We start from the raw sequence: 18,700 nt of genomic DNA, 5'->3' as shown, positions 1-18,700 counted from the left end.
CTTCTGTGACGCCCTGCCCTGACCCGTCATGTCGAAATCGCCGTCGAAATCGCCTCCCCCAGGCGGTCTGCCAGAGCCCGAACATTCGTGATGTCCGAAGAACCGATCCGGACTCCCGTCTCGGCCTCGATACGTGTCCGCAGTTCAAGCGCCCCGAGCGAATCGAGGCCGTACTCGGCCAACGGACGGTCAGGATCGACAGATCGCCTAAGTATCATAGACATAGCGTCGGTGATCAGGCGCCTCAGCCGAGCCGGCCGCTCCTCCTCCGACAGTGCGTGGAACTCCGCGAGGAACTCGCTCGTGCCCGCACCTCCCCGCCCGATGTTGGCGAACGACTCGGCAAACTTGCTGGTCTGGGCGAAAGCCACCAGCCAGTCGGCCCCGGCCACCGGCGCGTAGCCGGCGTAGGCACGGTTGTGGCGGATGATCGCGTCGAACGCGTAGGCGCCGTCCTCCGGATCGATCGCCATGGTCTCGTCGGACGCCATCCCCTGCCCGGCACCGATCTTGGCCCAGGCACCCCAGGCGATCGCACCGGCCGGCAGCCCCTGAGCACGTCGCCAGTGGGTGAACGCGTCCAGCCAGCTGTTGGCCGCGGCGTAGGCGGCCTGGCCGGGCGAGCCGACCATCGCGGCAGCCGACGAGAACGAGCAGAACCAGTCCAGGTCGGCACCGGCCGTCGCCTCGTGCAGGTACCACGCGCCGTACACCTTCGGCGCCCAGTCACGCTCGATCAGCTCGTCGGTGATGTTCGGCAACGTCGCGTCCTCGACCACCGCTGCGCCGTGCAGCACGCCGCGCAGCGGCTTGCCGGTCGACTCGGCGGCAGCAACCAGACGGGCGGCGGTGTCGGCGGCAGCAATGTCACCCAACACCACCTCGACCTCGGCGCCCTTGCTCCGGACGGCCTCGATGGCCTGCCGGGTCTGAGCGCTCGGCTCCGAACGCGCGTTGAGCACGATGCGTCCGCAGCCGCCGGTCGCCAGCTTCTCGGCCAGGAACAGGCCGAGGCCGCTGAGACCACCGGTGACGATGTAGGAACCGTCGGCCCGGTACACGGGAGCGTGCTCCGGCGACAGCACCGCCTCGAACTCCCCGGTGTGCGGGATGTCGAGCACGAGCTTGCCGGTGTGGCCGGCCGCGCCCATGACGCGGATGGCGGTGGCGGCGTCGCTCAGCGGGTAGTGCGTGGTGTCGGGCACCGGCAGCACGCCGTCGGCGATCTGTCCGAAGATCGTCTCCAGCATGCCGCGCGTGACGTCGGGGTTGGTCAGCGTCAGCAGGGCCAGATCGAGCGCGTAGAACGACAGGTTCCGGCGGAACGGGAACAGGCCCATCCGGGTGTCGCCGTAGATGTCACGCTTGCCGATCTCGACGAACCGGCCGCCGAAGGTCAGTAGGTCGACACCGGCCTTCTGTGCCGCACCCGGCAGCGAGTTCAGCACAACGTCGACGCCGTAGCCGTCGGTGTCGCGGCGAATCTCCTCGGCGAAGGCCGTGCTGCGAGAATCGTAGACGTGCTGAATTCCCCAGCTGCGCAACAGGTTTCGACGATCGTCGCTACCCGCGGTGGCGTAGATCTCGGCACCTGCGGCCCGCGCGATGGCGATGGCGGCCTGTCCCACACCACCGGTGGCGGAGTGGATCAGCACCTTGTCGCCGGCCTGGATACGGGCCAGGTTGTGCAGGCCGTACCACGCGGTGGCGTGCGCACTGGGCACCGCCGCCGCGCTGCCCTCGGGCAGGTCGTCCGGAATCTTCACGGCCAGGTTGGCGTCGCAGGTGACGAACGTCTTCCAGGCACCGGTCAGCGAGATACCCGCCACCCGGTCGCCGATCTGGTGATCGGTGACGCCCGGACCGACAGCGGTGACGACACCGGCGAAGTCCGCGCCCGGCTGCGGCAGCCGGCCCTCGAAGCTCGGGTACCTGCCGTAGGCGACGAGCACGTCGGCGAAGTTCAGGTTGGACGCCGCGACCGACACCTCGATCTGGCCCGGTCCCGGAGCGACGCGCTCGTACGCGGCCAGCTCCGCCGACGACAGGTCGCCGGGGGTCCGGATCTGCAGCTGCACACCGTCGGTCTCCGGCCGCACGACGGTCGTGCGACGTTCCTCGGGCTGCAGCTGGCTCAGGTTCAGGCGCGCGGTGAACCACTCGCCCGACCGCCATGCCGTCTCGTCCTCTTCCGAGCCGGACAGCAGCTCGGCGGCGACATGCGCCACGTCGGCCTGCACGTCCAGATCGATCTGGGTCGGCCGCATCGCCGGGTACTCCATGCCGATGGCCCGCATGAAGCCACGGATGCCACCCTGCTCCAGGTTGGCCACATCGGCGGACAGCACGGTGCGGGCACCCCGGGTGAGCACGTACAGCCGGGCCGGCTGGCCCGGCACGTCCGGCAGGCCCCGCACGATGTGCACCAGCTGCTCGACCTGTGTCACACCGCGGTGCGCGGTGGCCGCCGATGCAGCGGCCGCCGGCTCCTCGGGCGCACCCGTGACGATGACGACGCCCTTGAACGGCTTGGCCGTCAAGGTGGCCTGCAGCGCTTCGGAGTTCCCCGCGTGGTCGGCGTCGGCCGGCCACGCCATGGTGGAGACGTCGGCCTCGTCCGACTGCAGGACCTCCGAGAGCTTCTCGGTCAGGCTGTCGGCGTCCGCCGCGGCGGAGATCAGCAGCCAGCGGCCCGGATCCACCACGTTGGCGACCGGTGCGTCCTGGCTGCGCCATTCGATGTTCAGCAGGCGCTCGCCCAGCAACCGCTCGCGCTGGCCCTCCTCGGACACGCCCGTGCCCAGCCGTAGACCGGTCACCGCGAGCAGCACCGCGCCGTGCTCGTCGAGCACGTCGATGTCAGCTTCGACGGCGGTCGGCGACAGGCTGGTGAGCTTGACGTAGCAGTAGTGCGCGTTGCGGGTCGACTCGTAGGCCCGCAACTTGCCGACGCCCAGCGGCAGCATCAACGCGCCGGTGGTGTCGCCGTGCAGATCGGGATGCGCGGCCACTGCCTGGAAGCAGGCGTCGAGCAGCGCCGGGTGCACGGTGTAGGCGCTCTGCTGCGACCGGATGGCACCGGGCAGCGCGACCGCGGCGAGCACCGTGGTGCCTTGCGTCGTGTGGGCCGCCGTCAGACCGGAGAACGCCGGGCCGTACTGGATGCCGCGATCGGCGAACCAGGTGCGCAGGTCGCCACCGTCGACATCGGCGGTGTGCGCGGCGACCAGCTTGGCCAGGTTGTACGCCGGACGGGCCGCATCGTCGTCGATGGCGTGCAGCGTCGCGCCGGCACGGCGAACCTGCTCGCCGTCCTGGTAGGTCTCGACGAGGAAGTCGATGTCGCCCGACGGGACCGCCGTGGCCACCGCCGACACGGCGGTCTCCTCCTCGAGCAGCAGCATCGCCTCGAAGGTCACGTTGCGCACCTCGGAGGCCTCACCCAGCACCTCACGGGCCGCGCCGAGCGCCATCTCGCAGTACGCGGCGCCGGGCAGTGCCGCCACGTTGTGCACCTGGTGGTCACCCAGCCACGGCTGCATGCCGGTGCCCAGGTCGGACTGCCAGACGTGACGCTCGGGCTCCTCAGGGAGCCGGACGTGCGCGCCCAGCAGCGGGTGCACCGCCAGCGAGGCCCCGCCGGGGGCCTGCTCGTGCGGATCACGCGTCAGAATCAGGTGGTTGCGGGTCCAGGTCGGCAGCGGCACGTCGACCAGTGCGCCGTCCGGGTACATCGCCGCGAAGTCGATGGCTGCCCCGGCCACATGCAGGTCGGCCACGACGTCCCGCAGGCCGTTCGGCACGTCCTGCTCGCGACGCATCGCCGCCAGGGCGGCGATGCCGATGTCCTGGTGCGCGGCATTCTGGTTGACCGCGTGCACCAGCAGCGGGTGCGGGGCCAGCTCGATGAACACCCGGAAGCCGTCATCCAGCGCGGCCTGTACCGCCGCGCCGAAGCGCACGGTGTGGCGCAGGTTGTCCACCCAGTAGTCGGCGTCGTAGTCCGCGGGGTCCCGCGGGTCGTACTGCGTGGCCGAGTAGTACGGGACCGCCGGCTCATCGGGTTCGAGGTCCTCGAGGGCATCGGCCAGCTCGTCCAGGATCGGGTCGACCTGCGGGGTGTGCGACGCCACGTCGACGGCCACCTCGCGGGCCATGACGCCGCGCTCGTCCCACTCCTTGACCAGCGCGCGAATGGCGTCCTTGTCACCACCGACGACGGTCGACTGCGGCGAGGCGACGACCGCCAGGACGACGTCGCTGACGCCGCGGGCACCGAGCTCGGAGAGCACCTGCTGGGCAGGCAGCTCCACCGACGCCATGGCGCCCGAGCCGGACACCTTGAGCATCAGGTTCGAGCGGCGGCAGATCACCTTCACGCCGTCGGCCAGCGACAGTGCGCCGGAGACGACGGCGGCGGCCGACTCGCCCATCGAGTGGCCGATGACCGCGCCGGGCTGCACCCCGTACGACCGCAGGGTGGCGGCCAGCGCCACCTGGATGGCGAACACGGCGGGCTGGATGCGGTCGATGCCGGTCACCGTCTCACCGGCGGTGATGGCCTCGGTGATCGAGAAACCGGACTCCGCTTCGATCAGCGGTTCGATCTCGGCGATGGCGGCGGCGAAGGCGGGCTCGGCGGCCAGCAGGCCGGCGCCCATCGCCGCCCACTGTGAACCCTGGCCCGAGAACACCCACACCGCGCCGTGGTCACCGTTGCCGGCCGCGCGCTGGTACGGGGTGTCGCTGTCGGCGACGTCGCGGAGCGCCTGGATCAGACCCGTGGCGTCCTCGGCGAGGACCGCGGCGCGGACCGGACGGTGGGCGCGACGGCGGGTCAGCGTGTAGGCGGTGTCGGCGAGATCGAGGGACGCGCCCTGGGCTGCCGCCCAGTCGGCCAGTTTGCCGGCCGTGCGGCGCAGTTCCTCAGCCGAGGTGGACGACACCGGGAACAGCAGTTTGCCCTCAATGCCCTGGCCTTCGGATTCGACGACGCGCGGCGACGACTCTGCCGGGGCCTGCTCGACGACGGCGTGCACATTGGTGCCGGACAGGCCGTACGCGGACACGGCGGCACGGCGCGGATGGTCGGCGGTGGCCGGCCACGGCACGAGGTCCGTCGGCACGAACAGGCCGCTGGTGACCGCCGCCATCTCGGCGGGCATCTCGCTGAAGTACAGGTTCTTCGGCACTACGCCGTGCTGCAGGGCCAGGACGGTCTTCATCAGACCGACCGCACCCGAAGCCGACTGCGCGTGCCCGACGTTGGTTTTGACCGAGCCCAGCACGACCGGCCCCTGCTTGCCGTAAACCGTTGCCAGACTTGAGTATTCGATCGGGTCACCGACCGGCGTTCCGGTGCCGTGCGCCTCGACGTAACCGACGGTGGCGGGGTCGATGTCCGCGAGGTCCAGCGCGCGGCGGTAGACGGCAACCTGGGCGTCCGCGCCCGGGGTCGCGATGTTCACCGTGCGGCCGTCCTGGTTGCTCGCGGTGCCGCGGATGACCGCGAGGACGCGATCACCGTCGCGCTGCGCGTCATCCAGGCGCTTCATCAGGAACATGACAGACGCCTCGGCCGAGACGAAGCCGTCGGCGGCCACGTCGAACGCGTGGCAATGGCCGGTCGACGACAGCATGCCCTGCGCCGAACCCGACGACATCTTGCGTGGTTCGAGCATGATGTTGACGCCACCGGCCAGCGCCGCATTGCTCTCGCCGTCGTGCAGGCTGCGGCATGCGTGGTGTACAGCGAGCAGGCTGGACGAGCAGGCCGAGTCGACCGTGTAGGACGGGCCGTGGGCACCCAGGTGGTAGGAGACCCGGCCCGAGGCCAGGCTGAAGTTGTTGCCGGTGAAGCCGTACGGGCCCTCGATGGCGTGGGCGTCGGCGGCGAGCAACTGATAGTCGCCGGCGGTCATACCCACGAACACACCGGTGAGCGAGCCGGCCAGTGTGGCCGGATCGATACCCGCGTGTTCCACTGCCTCCCAGGAGGTTTCGAGGATCAGACGGTGCTGCGGGTCGATCGCCGTGGCTTCGCGGTCGCTGATGTTGAAGAAGTCGGCATCGAAGCCGGCGACGTCATCGATGAAGGCGCCCCACTTGGAGACCGAGCGGCCGGGCACGCCGGGTTCCGGGTCGTAGTACTCCTCGGCGTCCCACCGCTCCAGCGGGACTTTGGTAACCAGGTCGTCACCGCGCAGCAGGGCTTCCCACAGCTCCTCTGGCGAACTGATGCCGCCAGGAAGCCGGCATGCCATGCCGATGATCGCGACGGGTGTCGTCGGTGACCCACCCACTTAGCTACCGCCTCTCCGTGCAGTCCGGCCGGACTCCGACACGCTGTGTCGGGTGGCTTTGCAGACCGCGCTCAAAATCTCTGCGAAATCGTCTTTGCCGCTTTAAACAAACTGGCTCGAAATCCTACCGGGTCAAATTAACTGATCCGCCGATTCGGGGCTACCCGTTTCGGTCGAATCGCTACCAGGCGACCATCGGCGCTGGATATCCGCAGCACACTCGCCGCGGAAGGCCCAACCCGCCCGGCGCGCCGTTGCGCAGGGGTTTGGTTCGGAGCCTTTTCGAACCAGCCACGGGGCGGAAGCATAGCGGTCCGTAGCGAACATCGTTCACCCCAGCACCGCGCACACCCGGACGCCGTTACGGGGCAAATGTTTGCGTAGATATCGCAATTTGAATTTGAGCAACACAGAGAAAATCGCAGACCTACTGGCTGTGGGCGCAAAATCGTTTTCTCGGCAATGCTCGATACGAATGGTACGAAATATCTAGTGTGACGAACTCCGCTCGATGCGGGCAAAAAATCAACACGCCAGTCATCTGCGTGTATTCGAAAGTGCCATGCTGAGGGCGGTCCGCATCGCTTCCGATGCGGCCGCATATCTCGCGCGCGCAAACTCCGTCAGCCCGCAACCGGGGCCGGATCGGCATAGGGCGCACCGAACTCCGTCACTCGACAGAAACCGTTGCTGCGGGCCTGCGCGACCCCGTGTCGCACCATTGCCCCGAGCGCCACGAAACCGGCCTGATCGGCAACCATCAGGGGCGTCAACAGCCGGTTGTGCACGAAGCCGTAAGCCAGGCCCCGATCGGGGTCTGCCCAGCCCAGCGACCCTCCCAGACCCACGTGTCCGAAGCCCGGCAGGATGCCCGGGAACGGCACGCCGTGATACCCCAGGTTGAAGTCCATCGGCAGACCGAGGCCAAGGTCGGGAAACACACTGCCGGTGCCCCGCAGTTGCGCCACAGTGCCCGCGGACAGGAAGCGCTGGCCGTCGATCTGGCCGCCGTTGGCGATCGCCCCGTACAGGCGGCCCAGCGATCGCGCCGTGGCCACCCCGTTGGCGCCCGGCATCTCGGAATCCAACAGCGGTATGTCCCCTTGCGCCATCGACCGCATGCCGGTGAAGTACATCGAGCCGAAGCCACCCGAGAACGGCAACTTCGCCACATGCGGCGCCACCGCGTCGAACAGCGGATTGCGGATACGGAACTGCGGGCCGATGATCTGCGCGGGCCGCGTCGGCGCGTGGCCCGACGGGCGCCCCAGGTGCAGACCGTCGACGCCGAGCGGCTCGGCCAGCTCGGTGCGGAACAGATCCCTCATGCCCAGGCCGGTCACTGCCCGGGCCAGGCCCGACAACAGCCAGCCGTAGGTGATGGCGTGGTAGGCCGGACGCCCCTTCATCCAGCTCATCGGAGCTGCCGCCAACCGCCGCTCCATGTGGCGGTGATCCATCAGCTCGTCCCGCGTGGCACCGTTCAACTGCGACAGTCCCGCGCGGTGCCGCATGAGCTCCCGCACCGTCACGCCGGCCTTGCCGTTGGCCGCGAAGGCCGGCCAGTAGTCGGCGACCGGCGCGTCGTAGGCGATCAGGCCCCGGTCGGCCAGTCGGTGGATGACGGTCGAAGCCAACCCCTTCGTCGCCGAGAAGACCATGGCACCGGTGTCCGCCTCCCACGGTTGCGTACCCCACCGGTCTGCCCAGCCGGTCCACACATCGACGACGGGAACGCCGTCGAGGTACACCGACAGGGCGCCACCGCCCAGATAGCGGCTGGGGAACATGGCAGAAAAGGCCCGCACCACACTCGCGAAATTCGGGTCAGCGGCACCTTGAACGCCCTGCGGAAGAGGCCCGCCGGCGGACCGGAGAGGCGCTACGTTGCGCTCCCGGCGAATTGCGTTGGTCATTACCAAATAATGACCTGCGCCTGCCTCGGATCATCTCCGACGTTATCAATCTGTTAGCTAAATAGTCTGGATACACAGGTTCCGCTACGCCGGTAAAGCCACTTCAAGATCGCAATTACGCGCGCGTAACTCGTTGCGAGACCACCTATCGATCCGCAGATTACCGTGCTCACAGGGTATTGATCACACAGAGTTTTGATAGCCAGCCGGCGCGGGCCGCATTTTCTGCGGCACACCTGTGCGGCAGCTGAACCAACTCGAAATTGGTTTCGCCAGCGCGCTACCCGAAAACACCTCGGGCCCGTTCCCGATATTGCGCCGACAGGCCCCACCGGCAATCTCGAACCGGACGCGGCCCGATCAGTTCGCGAGGTCGATGATGCGCTGCGCCGCCAACGCGGGCGTCAGCTCACCGTCGCGCACCTGGCGTTCCACCTCGTCGCGATGGGCCTTGACGGCAGCATTCGACAACACCCGGTCCAGCACGGTGTCCCGCACCATCGTCCAGGTCCAGTCGACCTGCTGAGCCCGCCGACGAGCGTCGAATTCGCCTGCCGCACTGAGGATTTCACGATGTTTGAGCACGGTGTCCCACATCGCGGCCAGGCCGTCGCGGTGCAACGCGCTCATGGTCAGCACCGGCGGCCGCCACAGGGTGTCGCGCGGGTAGATCAGCCGGATCGCCCCGGCGAGTTCACGCGCGGCGGCCTGGGCCTCGATGGCGTGCTCACCATCGGCCTTGTTGACCACGATGACATCGGCGAGCTCCAGGACGCCCTTCTTGATGCCCTGCAGCTGATCACCGGTGCGGGCCAGGGTCAGGAAGACGAAGGTGTCGACCATGTTGGCCACCGTCACCTCGGACTGCCCGACGCCGACGGTCTCGACCAGCACGACGTCGTAACCGGCCGCCTCCAGCAGCACGATGGTCTCGCGGGTGGCCTTGGCCACCCCGCCGAGCGTGCCCGACGTCGGCGACGGCCGGATGTACGCCTCCGGCTGCACCGCCAGCTGCGCCATCCGGGTTTTGTCACCGAGGATCGAACCGCCGGTGCGGGTCGACGACGGGTCGACCGCCAGCACCGCGACGCGGTGCCCCTGCTCGATCAAGTGCATGCCGAGCGCTTCGATCGTCGTCGACTTCCCCACCCCGGGCACCCCGGTGATGCCGACGTGCAGGGCCCGGCCTGCCTCCGGTGTGAGCTCGAGCAGCAGCTGCTGCGCGGCATCACGGTGGTCGGCCCGGGTGGACTCGACCAGGGTGATGGCGCGCGCCAGCGCCGCTCGATCGCCGGCCCGGATCCTGGCTGCGAGTTCAGGTATTGGTGTGGTCATCGTCGTGTCACGACGAAACGGTATTCCAGCAGGAAAAGTGCGAGTAGCAGCCTGCTGGAATGCCGTTTCGGCGCATCAGAGCTGGTAACCCAGCCGGTCGGCGAGCTTGCCCAAGAGGCCGATCGCGGCGTCGGCGATCACCGTGCCGGGCGGGAAGATCGCCGCGGCGCCCGCCTCGTACAGCTCGTCGAAGTCGCCCGGCGGGATGACGCCGCCGACCACGATCATGATGTCCGGACGCCCCACCTCGGCCAGTGCGTCGCGCAGCGCGGGCACCAGCGTGAGGTGACCAGCCGCCAGCGAGGACACCCCGACCACGTGCACGTCGTTGTCCGCCGCCTGCCGCGCCACCTCGTCGGGCGTGGAGAACAGCGAGCCGACGTCCACGTCGAAGCCGATGTCGGCGAACGCGGTGGCGATCACCTTCTGGCCGCGGTCGTGGCCGTCCTGGCCCATCTTGGCCACCAGGATGCGGGGCCGACGGCCGTCGGCCTCGGCAAACTTCTCGACCAATTCGGTTGCGGTGCTCACGTTTCCGGCCTTCCCCACCTCGTCGCGGTAGACGCCGGCGATGGTCCGGATCTCGGCCTGGTGCCGGCCGTACACCTTCTCCAGCGCGTCGGAAATCTCACCGACGGTGGCCTTGGCGCGGGCCGCGTTGATGGCCAGCGCCATCAGGTTGTTGCCCAGGCCGTCGTCACCGGCATGGCCGGATTCGCCTGCGGCACGGGTCAATTCGGCCAGTGCGGCCTGCGTGGCGGCCTCGTCACGGTCGGCCCGCAGCTGCTCGAGCTTGGCGAGCTGCTCGGCACGCACCCGGCTGTTCTCGACCTTGAGGACCTCGATCTCCTGGTCCTCGTCCACCTGGTACTTGTTGACGCCGATCACCGTCTGGGCGCCGGAGTCGATCCGGGCCTGGGTCCGCGCGGCGGCTTCTTCGATGCGCAGCTTCGGAATGCCCTCACCAATGGCCTGCGCCATGCCGCCGTGCTCGGCGACCTCCGTGATGTGGGCGCGGGCCTTCTCCGCGAGCTGGTGGGTCAGCCACTCGACGTAATACGAACCACCCCACGGGTCGATGGGCCGCGTGGTGCCCGACTCCTGCTGCAGCAGCAGCTGGGTGTTACGTGCGATGCGGGCCGAGAAGTCGGTGGGCAGCGCCAGCGCCTCGTCCAGGGCGTTGGTGTGCAGCGACTGCGTGTGGCCCTGGGTGGCGGCCATGGCCTCGATACAGGTACGGGCCACGTTGTTGAACGGGTCCTGCGCCGTCAGCGACCAGCCGGAGGTCTGCGAGTGGGTGCGCAGCGACAGCGACTTGTCGCTCTTGGGGCTGAACTCGGCGACCAGCTCGCTCCACAGCAGACGGCCGGCACGCAGCTTGGCCACCTCCATGAAGAAGTTCATGCCGATGCCCCAGAAGAAGGACAGCCGCGGCGCGAACTTGTCGATGTCCAGGCCCGCGTCGAGCCCGGCCTTGATGTACTCGACGCCGTCGGCCAGCGTGTAGGCCAGCTCCAAATCCGCTGTGGCACCGGCCTCTTGGATGTGGTAACCCGAGATCGAGATCGAGTTGAACTTCGGCATCTTGGTGCTGGTGTAGCCGAAGATGTCCGAGATGATCCGCATCGACGATTTGGGCGGATAGATGTAGGTGTTGCGGACCATGAACTCTTTGAGGATGTCGTTCTGGATGGTCCCGGCCAGCTTCTCCGGCGGCACGCCCTGTTCCTCGGCGGCGACGACGTAGAGCGCGAGGATCGGCAGCACCGCGCCGTTCATCGTCATCGAGACCGACACGCTGCCCAGATCGATGCCGTCGAACAGCTGGCGCATGTCGAGGATGGAATCGATTGCCACACCGGCCATTCCGACGTCGCCCTGGACGCGCGGGTGGTCCGAGTCGTAGCCCCGGTGGGTGGCGAGGTCGAACGCGACCGACAGGCCCTTCTGGCCGGCGGCCAGGTTGCGGCGGTAGAACGCGTTGGACTCGGCGGCGGTGGAGAATCCGGCGTACTGACGGATGGTCCACGGCTGGTTCACGTACATGGTCGGGTACGGCCCGCGGATGAACGGCGGGGTGCCCGGGAAGCTGTCCAGCGGGTAGCCCGCCGCGGACACGGCATCACGGTCTTCGGCGATGTACACCGGCTTGACGTCGATGCCCTCCGGGGTCGACCAGGTGAGCTGCTCGGCGGTGTAACCGTGGGCCTGGGCCGCGTCGGCAACGTGGGTGCCGACGGCGTCGGCGGTGGGGACGGTCGCGGCCTCACCCTGCAGCGGAACATCGGCGAAACTGCCGATGGCGGTGGCCTCAGTTGCGGTCATGGTCATGCCCCCAATCGGGTGAGCAGGGTCGAAAGCGCTTCGACGGCATCGATTTTCATGGTCAGGTACTCGTCAGGCTGGTCGGCGGCATCGGCCACCGCCTTCTCCGGACCGGCGAGATAGATGTGCGTGATGCCGGCCGCCCGGGCGGCCTTGACGACGCCACCGGCCTCCTCGGCATACCGGGCGTCGGTGCCACAGACCACGGCCGCGGCATGGCCGTCTGCCACCGCGAAGACCCCCGCGGCATCGACCGTGCCCGGGTTGACGACCTCGATACCACCGGAAGCCAGCAGGTTCGAGGCGAACGTGGTGCGGATGTTGTGCTCGGCCAGCGGCCCGACGGGCAGCAGCACTGCCTGCGGCCGCTTGCCGGTCTTGGCCAGGTAGGCATCGGAGCGGTTGCGCAGCGCCTCGAAGGCCGCCGCGTACCGGACCACGCCCGGGAACGAATCAGTCTGCGCCAGTGGGTTTTCCTCGAGGTTCGGGAACTCGTTGACGCCGGTGAGGGCGGTGCGCCGGTGCGCGATGTCGTCGGCGCGACGGGCCGCGACCTCGGCGATCTGGGCGCTCAGGTGATCGCGGGCCGCGGCAAAACCGCCGCGCGACTCCAGCTCCTGGAACTTCGCCCAGGCCTGCTGCGCCAGCTGATCGGTGAGGTCCTCCACGAACCACGAGCCGCCCGACGGGTCGATGACCCGGCCCAGGTGCGACTCCTCCAGCAGCAACAGCTGGGTGTTGCGGGCCATACGACGGCTGAAAGTGACTGCGGTACCGGGCAATCCGCCGTCGATGGCGGCATCGAACGTCTCGACCAGCACGGTGTCCGCGCCGCCCACGCCGGCGGCGAACGCGGCGAGAGTGGTGCGCAGCATGTTCACCCACGGGTCGCGCTGCGACATCATGGCCTTCGACGTGACGGCGTGGATGGTCGCGGCACCCGCGTCGGGGGCGCCGGCCACCTCGGCCACACGCGCCCAAAGTCGGCGGGCCGCACGGAGTTTGGCGATGGTGGCGAACTGGTCGTCGTCGGCGGCGAATCGGAAGCTGATCTGCCGCAACGCATCAGCGACGGACAGTCCGCTCTCGGTGAGCAGGCGCAGGTAGGCGACACCGGCGGCGATGGCACCCGCCAGCTCCAGCGAGGCGCTCGCGCCGAGGTTGTGCAGGGCGGCGGCGTCGACCGTGACGGCACGCACTCCCCCGGCGTACTCGGTCAGCTTCGCCGCGGTGGCGACGACGTCGGTCTCGGTCGCGGCGGTGCGGCCTGACAGCGGCGCCGTCAGCGGGTCGGCGCCCAGGTCGATCGACAGCCGGGCGCGCTGGTCGGCGTCGAACGGCTGTACCAGGGTGAGCAGCTGATCCGCGGCGCCTGCTACGTGGGTGCCGGCATCGAGGATCACCGGGACGAGGTCCAGGAAGACGCCCTCGAACACGCGGTCCAGCTGGTCGACGGGGACGCCGCCGGTGCCGACCCGCACCTCGAGGGCGCTGGTGCCGTCGGTGAGGGCGAGCAGGATGGCGCCGTTGACGATGCGGACGTCAGCGACATCGACATCGCTGGCGATGGGGAAGGACTCGGCCACCTTCCAGCCGGCGAGCACGTCGCGGTGGGCGTCACCGCCGCGGGTGAACGGCCAGTGCCCGGGCAGCGAGGGCTCGGCCAGACCGTCCAGGCTGGTGTAGAGGGGACGGACCGGGAATCCGTCGTACGTCGGCGAATCGAGCAAGCGCTCGGGATCGGCCGGCAGATCCTCGACAGCCTTCCGCGTGCTCTTGGCGAGCACGCCGGCGACGTTCGTCTGCCACCGCGCGTAGCGGTCCCGAACGGTGGACACGTCGACAGTCACCGGCGACTCCCAATCTTTCGGCCATCGGATATATGGCACTGCATGCAGAAATGCCTATCACACTTGACTTTCAGGCTAAATCACGCAGGTCGCTACTACCCAGTAGCTCCACCGCGCACCGACTGTCCGCATCTTCGGCGCCGGTGGAGGCTGGTGCCGCGGCCCATCCCGTGGACACGCGCCTGACGTCAGCGATCGACGATGGCCCCGTACCCTTGGAAAGCGTGAACCCCGTTGTCAGCGCGCTGCGCACGGTCCTGTCTGCGGTGCAGACGACTGCGGCGCAGATGCCGCTGCGACGGGCCGTCGGCATCGGAACGGCGATTGTGATTCTCGTCGCAATCGCCATCTGGGTGCCGTTGCCCAGCGCGGTGGAGATGCGCGACTGGGCTGCCGCGGCCGGCCCGTGGTTCCCGCTGGCGTTCCTGGTGGCCCACACCGTCGTCACGGTGCTGCCGTTCCCCCGCACCGCATTCACCCTCGCGGCGGGCCTGCTGTTCGGTTCCGCACTCGGCGTCACGCTGGCCGTCATCGCCAGCACGCTCAGCGCACTGATCGCGCTCTGGCTGGTTCGGGTGCTGGGCTGGCAGTTGAGCAAGCTCTCGCACCAGCACATCGACAGCCTCGACGCCCGGCTCAAGGAACGCGGCTGGGCGGCGATCCTGTCGATGCGCATGATCCCGGCCGTACCGTTCTCGGTGCTCAACTATGCGGCCGGCGCCTCGTCGGTCCGGGTCGTGCCGTACGCGATCGCGACGTTCTTCGGGCTGCTGCCCGGCACCGCGGCGGTCGTCATCCTCGGCGACGCCCTCACCGGGCAGATTCGGCCGTCTCTGCTGGTCGTATCGGCCTGCACCGCGACCATCGGGATCTCGGGGCTGATCTACGAGATTCGGCTGCATCGCCGGGCACACGCCGCATCGGTCGCGCCCGGCGCGGTCTCGACCTCCGGTAGCACTAGCTAGCCGCGTCCGGGCCTTTCGCCGTCATCGCGGTGAACAGCGCCAGGAACAGCACGGCGGGTGCCGCGTTCTGGGGCTTGTCATGCGCCTTGATGTGCGCGGTGACCGCCAGCGTGAAGTACAGCGCGAGCATCGCGGTGGTCAGCCGGGCCAGCGCGGGATTGCGCCCCACGGCAAGCAGACCCACGGCCGATGCCGCCTTGGACCCGACCAGAATCCACCGGTACTCCAGCGGGAAGTTCACCCCGGCCAGGGCCTTCTCGATCGGCGCGATGGGGACGGCACAGGCCGCCGCGTCACCTGCCTGCAGCAGCGCCAGCGCCGTGTAGGTCTTCGGGGACGTCAGCACACTCATGGTCACCTCGCGTGTTGCCCGGCGGGCGGGTCGATCTCAGGGGTTTGACGCGCCTCGAGCGGCTGGGTCGGGGGTGCCGGCGGCACCGGCGGCGCAGGCAGCGGCGGCGGGGCGCTGTAGCCCGGCTGCTGCACCGAGGCACGCGCCTCGGCTTCGGCCTTGGCCACCGCCCTGGCGATCTCCGGGTCGGTCTGGGTGTTGAACCAGTCGGCGACCTCGTCGGCGTCGTCGTCGGCCTTGGGCAGGTTCTCCTCCACCGGCGACGGCGTGTAGCGGAACACCCCGTCCTCCCCCGGCGCCCCGAGCATCTTGGTGAAACCCTGTAGCGCAGAACCGAAGTCGCTGGGCACCACCCACACCTTGTTGGCCTCGCCCTTGGCCATCTGCGGCAGCGTCTGCAGGTATTGGTAGGCCAGCAGCTCCGGCGTGGGCCGGCCCGCCTTGATGGCCGCGAACGTCTTCTCGATGGCCTTCGCCTGGCCCTGGGCGTTCAGGTACTGGGCGGCCCGTTCACCCTGGGCCCGCAGGATCCGGGACTGCCGGTCCGCCTCAGCGGCCAGGATCGCGGCCTGCTTGGCACCTTCGGCCGACAGGATCTGCGATTGCTTGGCGCCCTCCGCCTGCTTGATCGACGCCTCCCGGCTGCCTTCCGCCATCAGGATCATGGCGCGCTTCTCCCGGTCGGCCCGCATCTGCTTCTCCATCGACTCCTGGATCGACGGCGGCGGATCGATGCTGCGCAGCTCCACCCGGGCGACCCGCAGGCCCCACCGGCCGGTGGCCTCGTCGAGCACGCCGCGCAGCTGGGCGTTGATCGAGTCGCGAGAGGTCAGCGTCTGCTCCAGCGTCATACCGCCGACGACGTTGCGCAGCGTCGTGGTGGTCAGCTGCTCGACGCCGACGATGTAGTTGCTGATCTGGTACACCGCGGCCTGCGGACTGGTGACCTGGAAGTAGACGACGGTGTCGATGTTGACCGTCAGGTTGTCCTCGGTGATCACCGGCTGCGGCGGGAACGACACGACCCGCTCACGCAGGTCCACCCGGGCCCGGATTTTGTCGACGAACGGCAGCAGCAGCGTCAGCTGCCCCGAGACGGTCTTGCTGTAGCGGCCCAGCCGCTCGATGACGGCGGCCTCGGCCTGCGGGATGAGCGCCACCGATTTGACCACCACCACGATGGCCAGCGCCACCAGCATCAGCAGAAGAACAAGTGCACCAGTCAATTTCAGCTCCCCTTGCGTTCAGATGGTCCGGTAGACCACCGCGGTCGCGCCGTCGATCCGCATCACGGTGACGTGATCGCCGGGCTCGAAGACATCGTCGTCGGCCATCGGACGCGCCGTCCAGATTTCGCCGTCGAGTTTTACCTGTCCTTCATGGCGCGCCACGCGTTCCAGCACCAGGGCGGTCTTGCCTTCCAAGGCTTTTACCGGCTCGGGCAGGCCCGCGGCACCCAGCCGCTTGCGCAGCGACGGGCGGACCAAGACCAGCAGCAGCACCGACACGATGAGGAAACAGGCGCCGTCGGCCCAGATCGGCCAGTCGGTGGCCCAGCTCAGACCGGCGGTCGCCAGGGCGCCGCCGGACAGCATGAGCAGGAACATGTCACCAGTGAGCGCTTCGGCACCGGCAAGCCCGATCGCCACGATGAGCCACAGCAACGGCACCGGCATGCGACCAGAGTAGCGCCTTGCAGGCGTTACGGGCCGGAGCGTTTTACACTGCGTGCATCATGTGGTGTCCGAGTATTTCGCTGACGGTGTGGGCCAACGCCTGGCATGCCGGCCTGGCCGCGCCCGATGATGTCCTGGATGCGTTATCGCCGTGGGCGCCAAGGCATTCCATCGCCGCCTACGACGCCGTGGCGGCCAGCCGGACCGGCCTGCCGTGGCCGGACCTGACCAACTACGGCGGCGTCACGTTGCTGCAGACGCTGCGACACGCGGCCGGTGCCGCCCGCGCCGAGCCGGCACTGAACCTGGTACTGCCCGTACCCGGCGATGTCCGTGGCCTGACTCCCGGCACCCAGTTCCAGCAGGACGCCGTCGACGTGGGCGAAGCCATCGTGGTCACCTCGAACTACGGCGAGGCCGTCGGCCTGGTCCCCGACTTCGAATACGAGGACGACACCGACGACGCCGAGGTCAAGGCGCTGTCCTGGACGGTGTACTCGCTGCCGAGCGCGCCGGTCATCGGTCATTTCGACCTCGGTGACGAGGAGTTCCGGCTGCGCGACGCGGTCCGGTCGGCGGCCGACGCCCTCAGCCGGTTGCGGGCCGAACCCGGTTCGGACATCGACGATCCGCGCGAGATGGTCGAGCAGCTACTCGAAGCCGGCCAGCTGCACCGGCTGCCGGACCATGCCCCGACCCGCGCCGTGCGGGTGCTGGAGACCGCGGCCCACATCGACGCGATCATCACCGTCAGCGCCGGGCTGGCGCCCATCGGCCTGCAGAGCGCCTCGGAGATGCAGATCGCCAGCGAGGCCATGCGGCCGCTGGCCGACGTCGTGCGGTCCGCTCGACTGGCCGCCGTGACGGCCATCCTGCATTCGGCCTGGGAGCGCTAGGGACGCGTCAGTCGCCGCAGCAGCGCAGTGAGCAGGGTGCGCCGTCGACGCTGCAGCCGTAGCCGGGCACCGGGTCCGGACCATCGACCCGCTGCGGCGCCGCGCCCGTCCGCAGTTCCTCGACCAGGGACGCCGCCAACCGGGCGAACCGCGGGTCAGCGCCAGGAGTTCCGGTGCGCACCATCGTGATTCCAGACTCGGCGGCCTGTTCGGCGAGCTCGTTGTCGAGGTCCCACACCACCTCGATGTGGTCGGCGACGAAGCCGATGGGACAGACGATGACGGCCTTGGTGCCGGCGGCCGCCAGCGTTGCCAGGTGATCGCCGATATCCGGTTCCAGCCAAGGGATTTGCGGCGGACCGGACCGGGACTGCCACACCTGGTCGTAGTCGTCGTACCCGGCGGCCGCGGCGACCAGCCGAGTGGCGTAGCCGACCTGCCGGCTGTACAGCCGAGGGCCGTGCCGCTCGTCGGCGCCGACGGGAATGGAGTGCGCGGTGAACACCAGCCGCGCGTCGTCACGCAGCTCGGCGGGCAGCTGCGCGGCGGCTGCCCCGATGGCTTCGGCGAACATCTCGACGAACAGCGGGTGGTCGAAGTACTGGCGCAGCTTCACCAATTCCGGCGCCTGCGCCCCGGCCGCGGCGCGGCCGCGCGCGATGTCCTCGACGTACTGCCGGCAGCTCGAGTAACCGCCCCAGGCGGACGTCGTGAATACCGCCGCGCGACGAATCCCGTTGTCCCGCATGGCGGCCACCGTGTCTTCGATGTACGGATCCCAGTTGCGGTTGCCGAAGTACACCGGCAGCTCCGGCATTGCCGCCTCGAGCTGGGAGATCAACGCCCGGTTGATGCCGTTGATCGGCGACGCTCCCCCGAAATGCATGTAGTGCTCGGCGACGGCGTCCAGGCGCTCCGGCGGCACCCCACGCCCCCGCGTCACGTTCTCCAGGAACGGACGGACGTCGTCGGGACCGTCGGGCCCACCGAACGACAGCAGCAGCAGTGCGTCAAAGTCCACGTGTTTGGCCCCTCCTCAGACGCGAAACGGCGTTCCAGCAGGAGAGCACACCTGCCGGAACG

General features: G+C 68.9%; 11 protein-coding genes. 2 read left to right on the top strand and 9 right to left on the bottom strand.

Annotated elements, in window-relative coordinates; translation table 11 throughout:
• Positions 1-26: 26 nt before the first annotated feature.
• The 5 genes from pks2 to mutA form a co-directional block, all read right to left on the bottom strand.
• A complete protein-coding gene (gene pks2, locus AC1U2B_RS21540; protein ID WP_480218378.1) occupies positions 27-6,302 on the bottom strand; it encodes a sulfolipid-1 biosynthesis phthioceranic/hydroxyphthioceranic acid synthase in 6,276 nt (2,091 codons plus the stop codon).
• A 623-nt stretch (positions 6,303-6,925) separates the two neighbouring features.
• Positions 6,926-8,218 carry an esterase/beta-lactamase LipL gene (gene lipL, locus AC1U2B_RS21535; protein ID WP_480218377.1) on the bottom strand — a complete coding sequence of 431 codons (1,293 nt, stop codon included), beginning with the start codon at positions 8,216-8,218 and terminating at the stop codon, positions 6,926-6,928.
• Positions 8,219-8,578: 360 nt separating this feature from the next.
• A complete protein-coding gene (meaB, locus tag AC1U2B_RS21530) occupies positions 8,579-9,553 on the bottom strand; it encodes a methylmalonyl Co-A mutase-associated GTPase MeaB (protein WP_043396377.1) in 975 nt (324 codons plus the stop codon).
• Positions 9,554-9,628: 75 nt separating this feature from the next.
• The gene (scpA, locus tag AC1U2B_RS21525) at positions 9,629-11,878 is read right to left on the bottom strand and encodes a methylmalonyl-CoA mutase (protein ID WP_480218376.1); all 2,250 of its coding nucleotides are present in this window, start codon (positions 11,876-11,878) and stop codon (positions 9,629-9,631) included.
• A 2-nt stretch (positions 11,879-11,880) separates the two neighbouring features.
• The gene (mutA, locus tag AC1U2B_RS21520) at positions 11,881-13,728 is read right to left on the bottom strand and encodes a methylmalonyl-CoA mutase small subunit (RefSeq protein ID WP_480218375.1); all 1,848 of its coding nucleotides are present in this window, start codon (positions 13,726-13,728) and stop codon (positions 11,881-11,883) included.
• Positions 13,729-13,952: 224 nt separating this feature from the next.
• Between mutA and AC1U2B_RS21515 the strand changes: the two genes are divergently transcribed.
• The gene (locus tag AC1U2B_RS21515; protein ID WP_480218374.1) at positions 13,953-14,693 is read left to right on the top strand and encodes a TVP38/TMEM64 family protein; all 741 of its coding nucleotides are present in this window, start codon (positions 13,953-13,955) and stop codon (positions 14,691-14,693) included.
• Here AC1U2B_RS21515 and AC1U2B_RS21510 read toward each other — a convergent pair.
• Genes AC1U2B_RS21510 through AC1U2B_RS21500 form a run of 3 tightly spaced genes read right to left on the bottom strand, consistent with a single transcriptional unit; the run spans position 14,686 to position 16,721 of the window.
• Positions 14,686-15,045, bottom strand: coding sequence for a DoxX family protein (locus AC1U2B_RS21510; protein ID WP_480218373.1), 360 nt, complete (start codon positions 15,043-15,045; stop codon positions 14,686-14,688). The two genes, AC1U2B_RS21515 and AC1U2B_RS21510, sit on opposite strands and share 8 nt — an antisense overlap.
• Before the next feature lie 2 nt (positions 15,046-15,047).
• Positions 15,048-16,244 (bottom strand): SPFH domain-containing protein, encoded by a 1,197-nt coding sequence (locus AC1U2B_RS21505; RefSeq protein ID WP_480218596.1) that lies wholly within the window; start codon positions 16,242-16,244, stop codon positions 15,048-15,050.
• Between the two features lie 45 nt (positions 16,245-16,289).
• Positions 16,290-16,721 carry an NfeD family protein gene (locus AC1U2B_RS21500; RefSeq protein ID WP_043396381.1) on the bottom strand — a complete coding sequence of 144 codons (432 nt, stop codon included), beginning with the start codon at positions 16,719-16,721 and terminating at the stop codon, positions 16,290-16,292.
• Positions 16,722-16,780: 59 nt separating this feature from the next.
• Between AC1U2B_RS21500 and AC1U2B_RS21495 the strand changes: the two genes are divergently transcribed.
• Entirely contained in the window at positions 16,781-17,617 is an 837-nt protein-coding gene (locus AC1U2B_RS21495) for an Rv1486c family protein (RefSeq protein WP_418001986.1), read from the top strand.
• A gap of 7 nt (positions 17,618-17,624) precedes the next feature.
• Here the strand turns inward: AC1U2B_RS21495 and AC1U2B_RS21490 are convergent, their stop codons facing one another.
• Positions 17,625-18,638 (bottom strand): ferrochelatase, encoded by a 1,014-nt coding sequence (locus tag AC1U2B_RS21490; protein ID WP_480218372.1) that lies wholly within the window; start codon positions 18,636-18,638, stop codon positions 17,625-17,627.
• Positions 18,639-18,700: the final 62 nt, after the last annotated feature.

The organism is Mycolicibacterium sp. P4_G11, from assembly GCF_056555145.1.
The sequence above is the reverse complement of the archived record's forward strand: the minus strand, read 5'-3'. Positions and strand labels throughout refer to the sequence as shown.

Excerpts from the sequence above, each read along its gene's own strand:
- lipL (WP_480218377.1), bottom strand. The coding sequence starts at position 8,218 with ATGACCAACGCAATTCGCCGGGAGCGCAACGTAGCGCCTCTCCGGTCC.
- meaB (WP_043396377.1), bottom strand. The coding sequence starts at position 9,553 with ATGACCACACCAATACCTGAACTCGCAGCCAGGATCCGGGCCGGCGAT.
- scpA (WP_480218376.1), bottom strand. The coding sequence starts at position 11,878 with ATGACCGCAACTGAGGCCACCGCCATCGGCAGTTTCGCCGATGTTCCG.
- AC1U2B_RS21510 (WP_480218373.1), bottom strand. The coding sequence starts at position 15,045 with ATGAGTGTGCTGACGTCCCCGAAGACCTACACGGCGCTGGCGCTGCTG.
- AC1U2B_RS21505 (WP_480218596.1), bottom strand. The coding sequence starts at position 16,244 with ATGCTGGTGGCGCTGGCCATCGTGGTGGTGGTCAAATCGGTGGCGCTC.
- AC1U2B_RS21500 (WP_043396381.1), bottom strand. The coding sequence starts at position 16,721 with ATGCCGGTGCCGTTGCTGTGGCTCATCGTGGCGATCGGGCTTGCCGGT.
- AC1U2B_RS21495 (WP_418001986.1), top strand. The coding sequence starts at position 16,781 with ATGTGGTGTCCGAGTATTTCGCTGACGGTGTGGGCCAACGCCTGGCAT.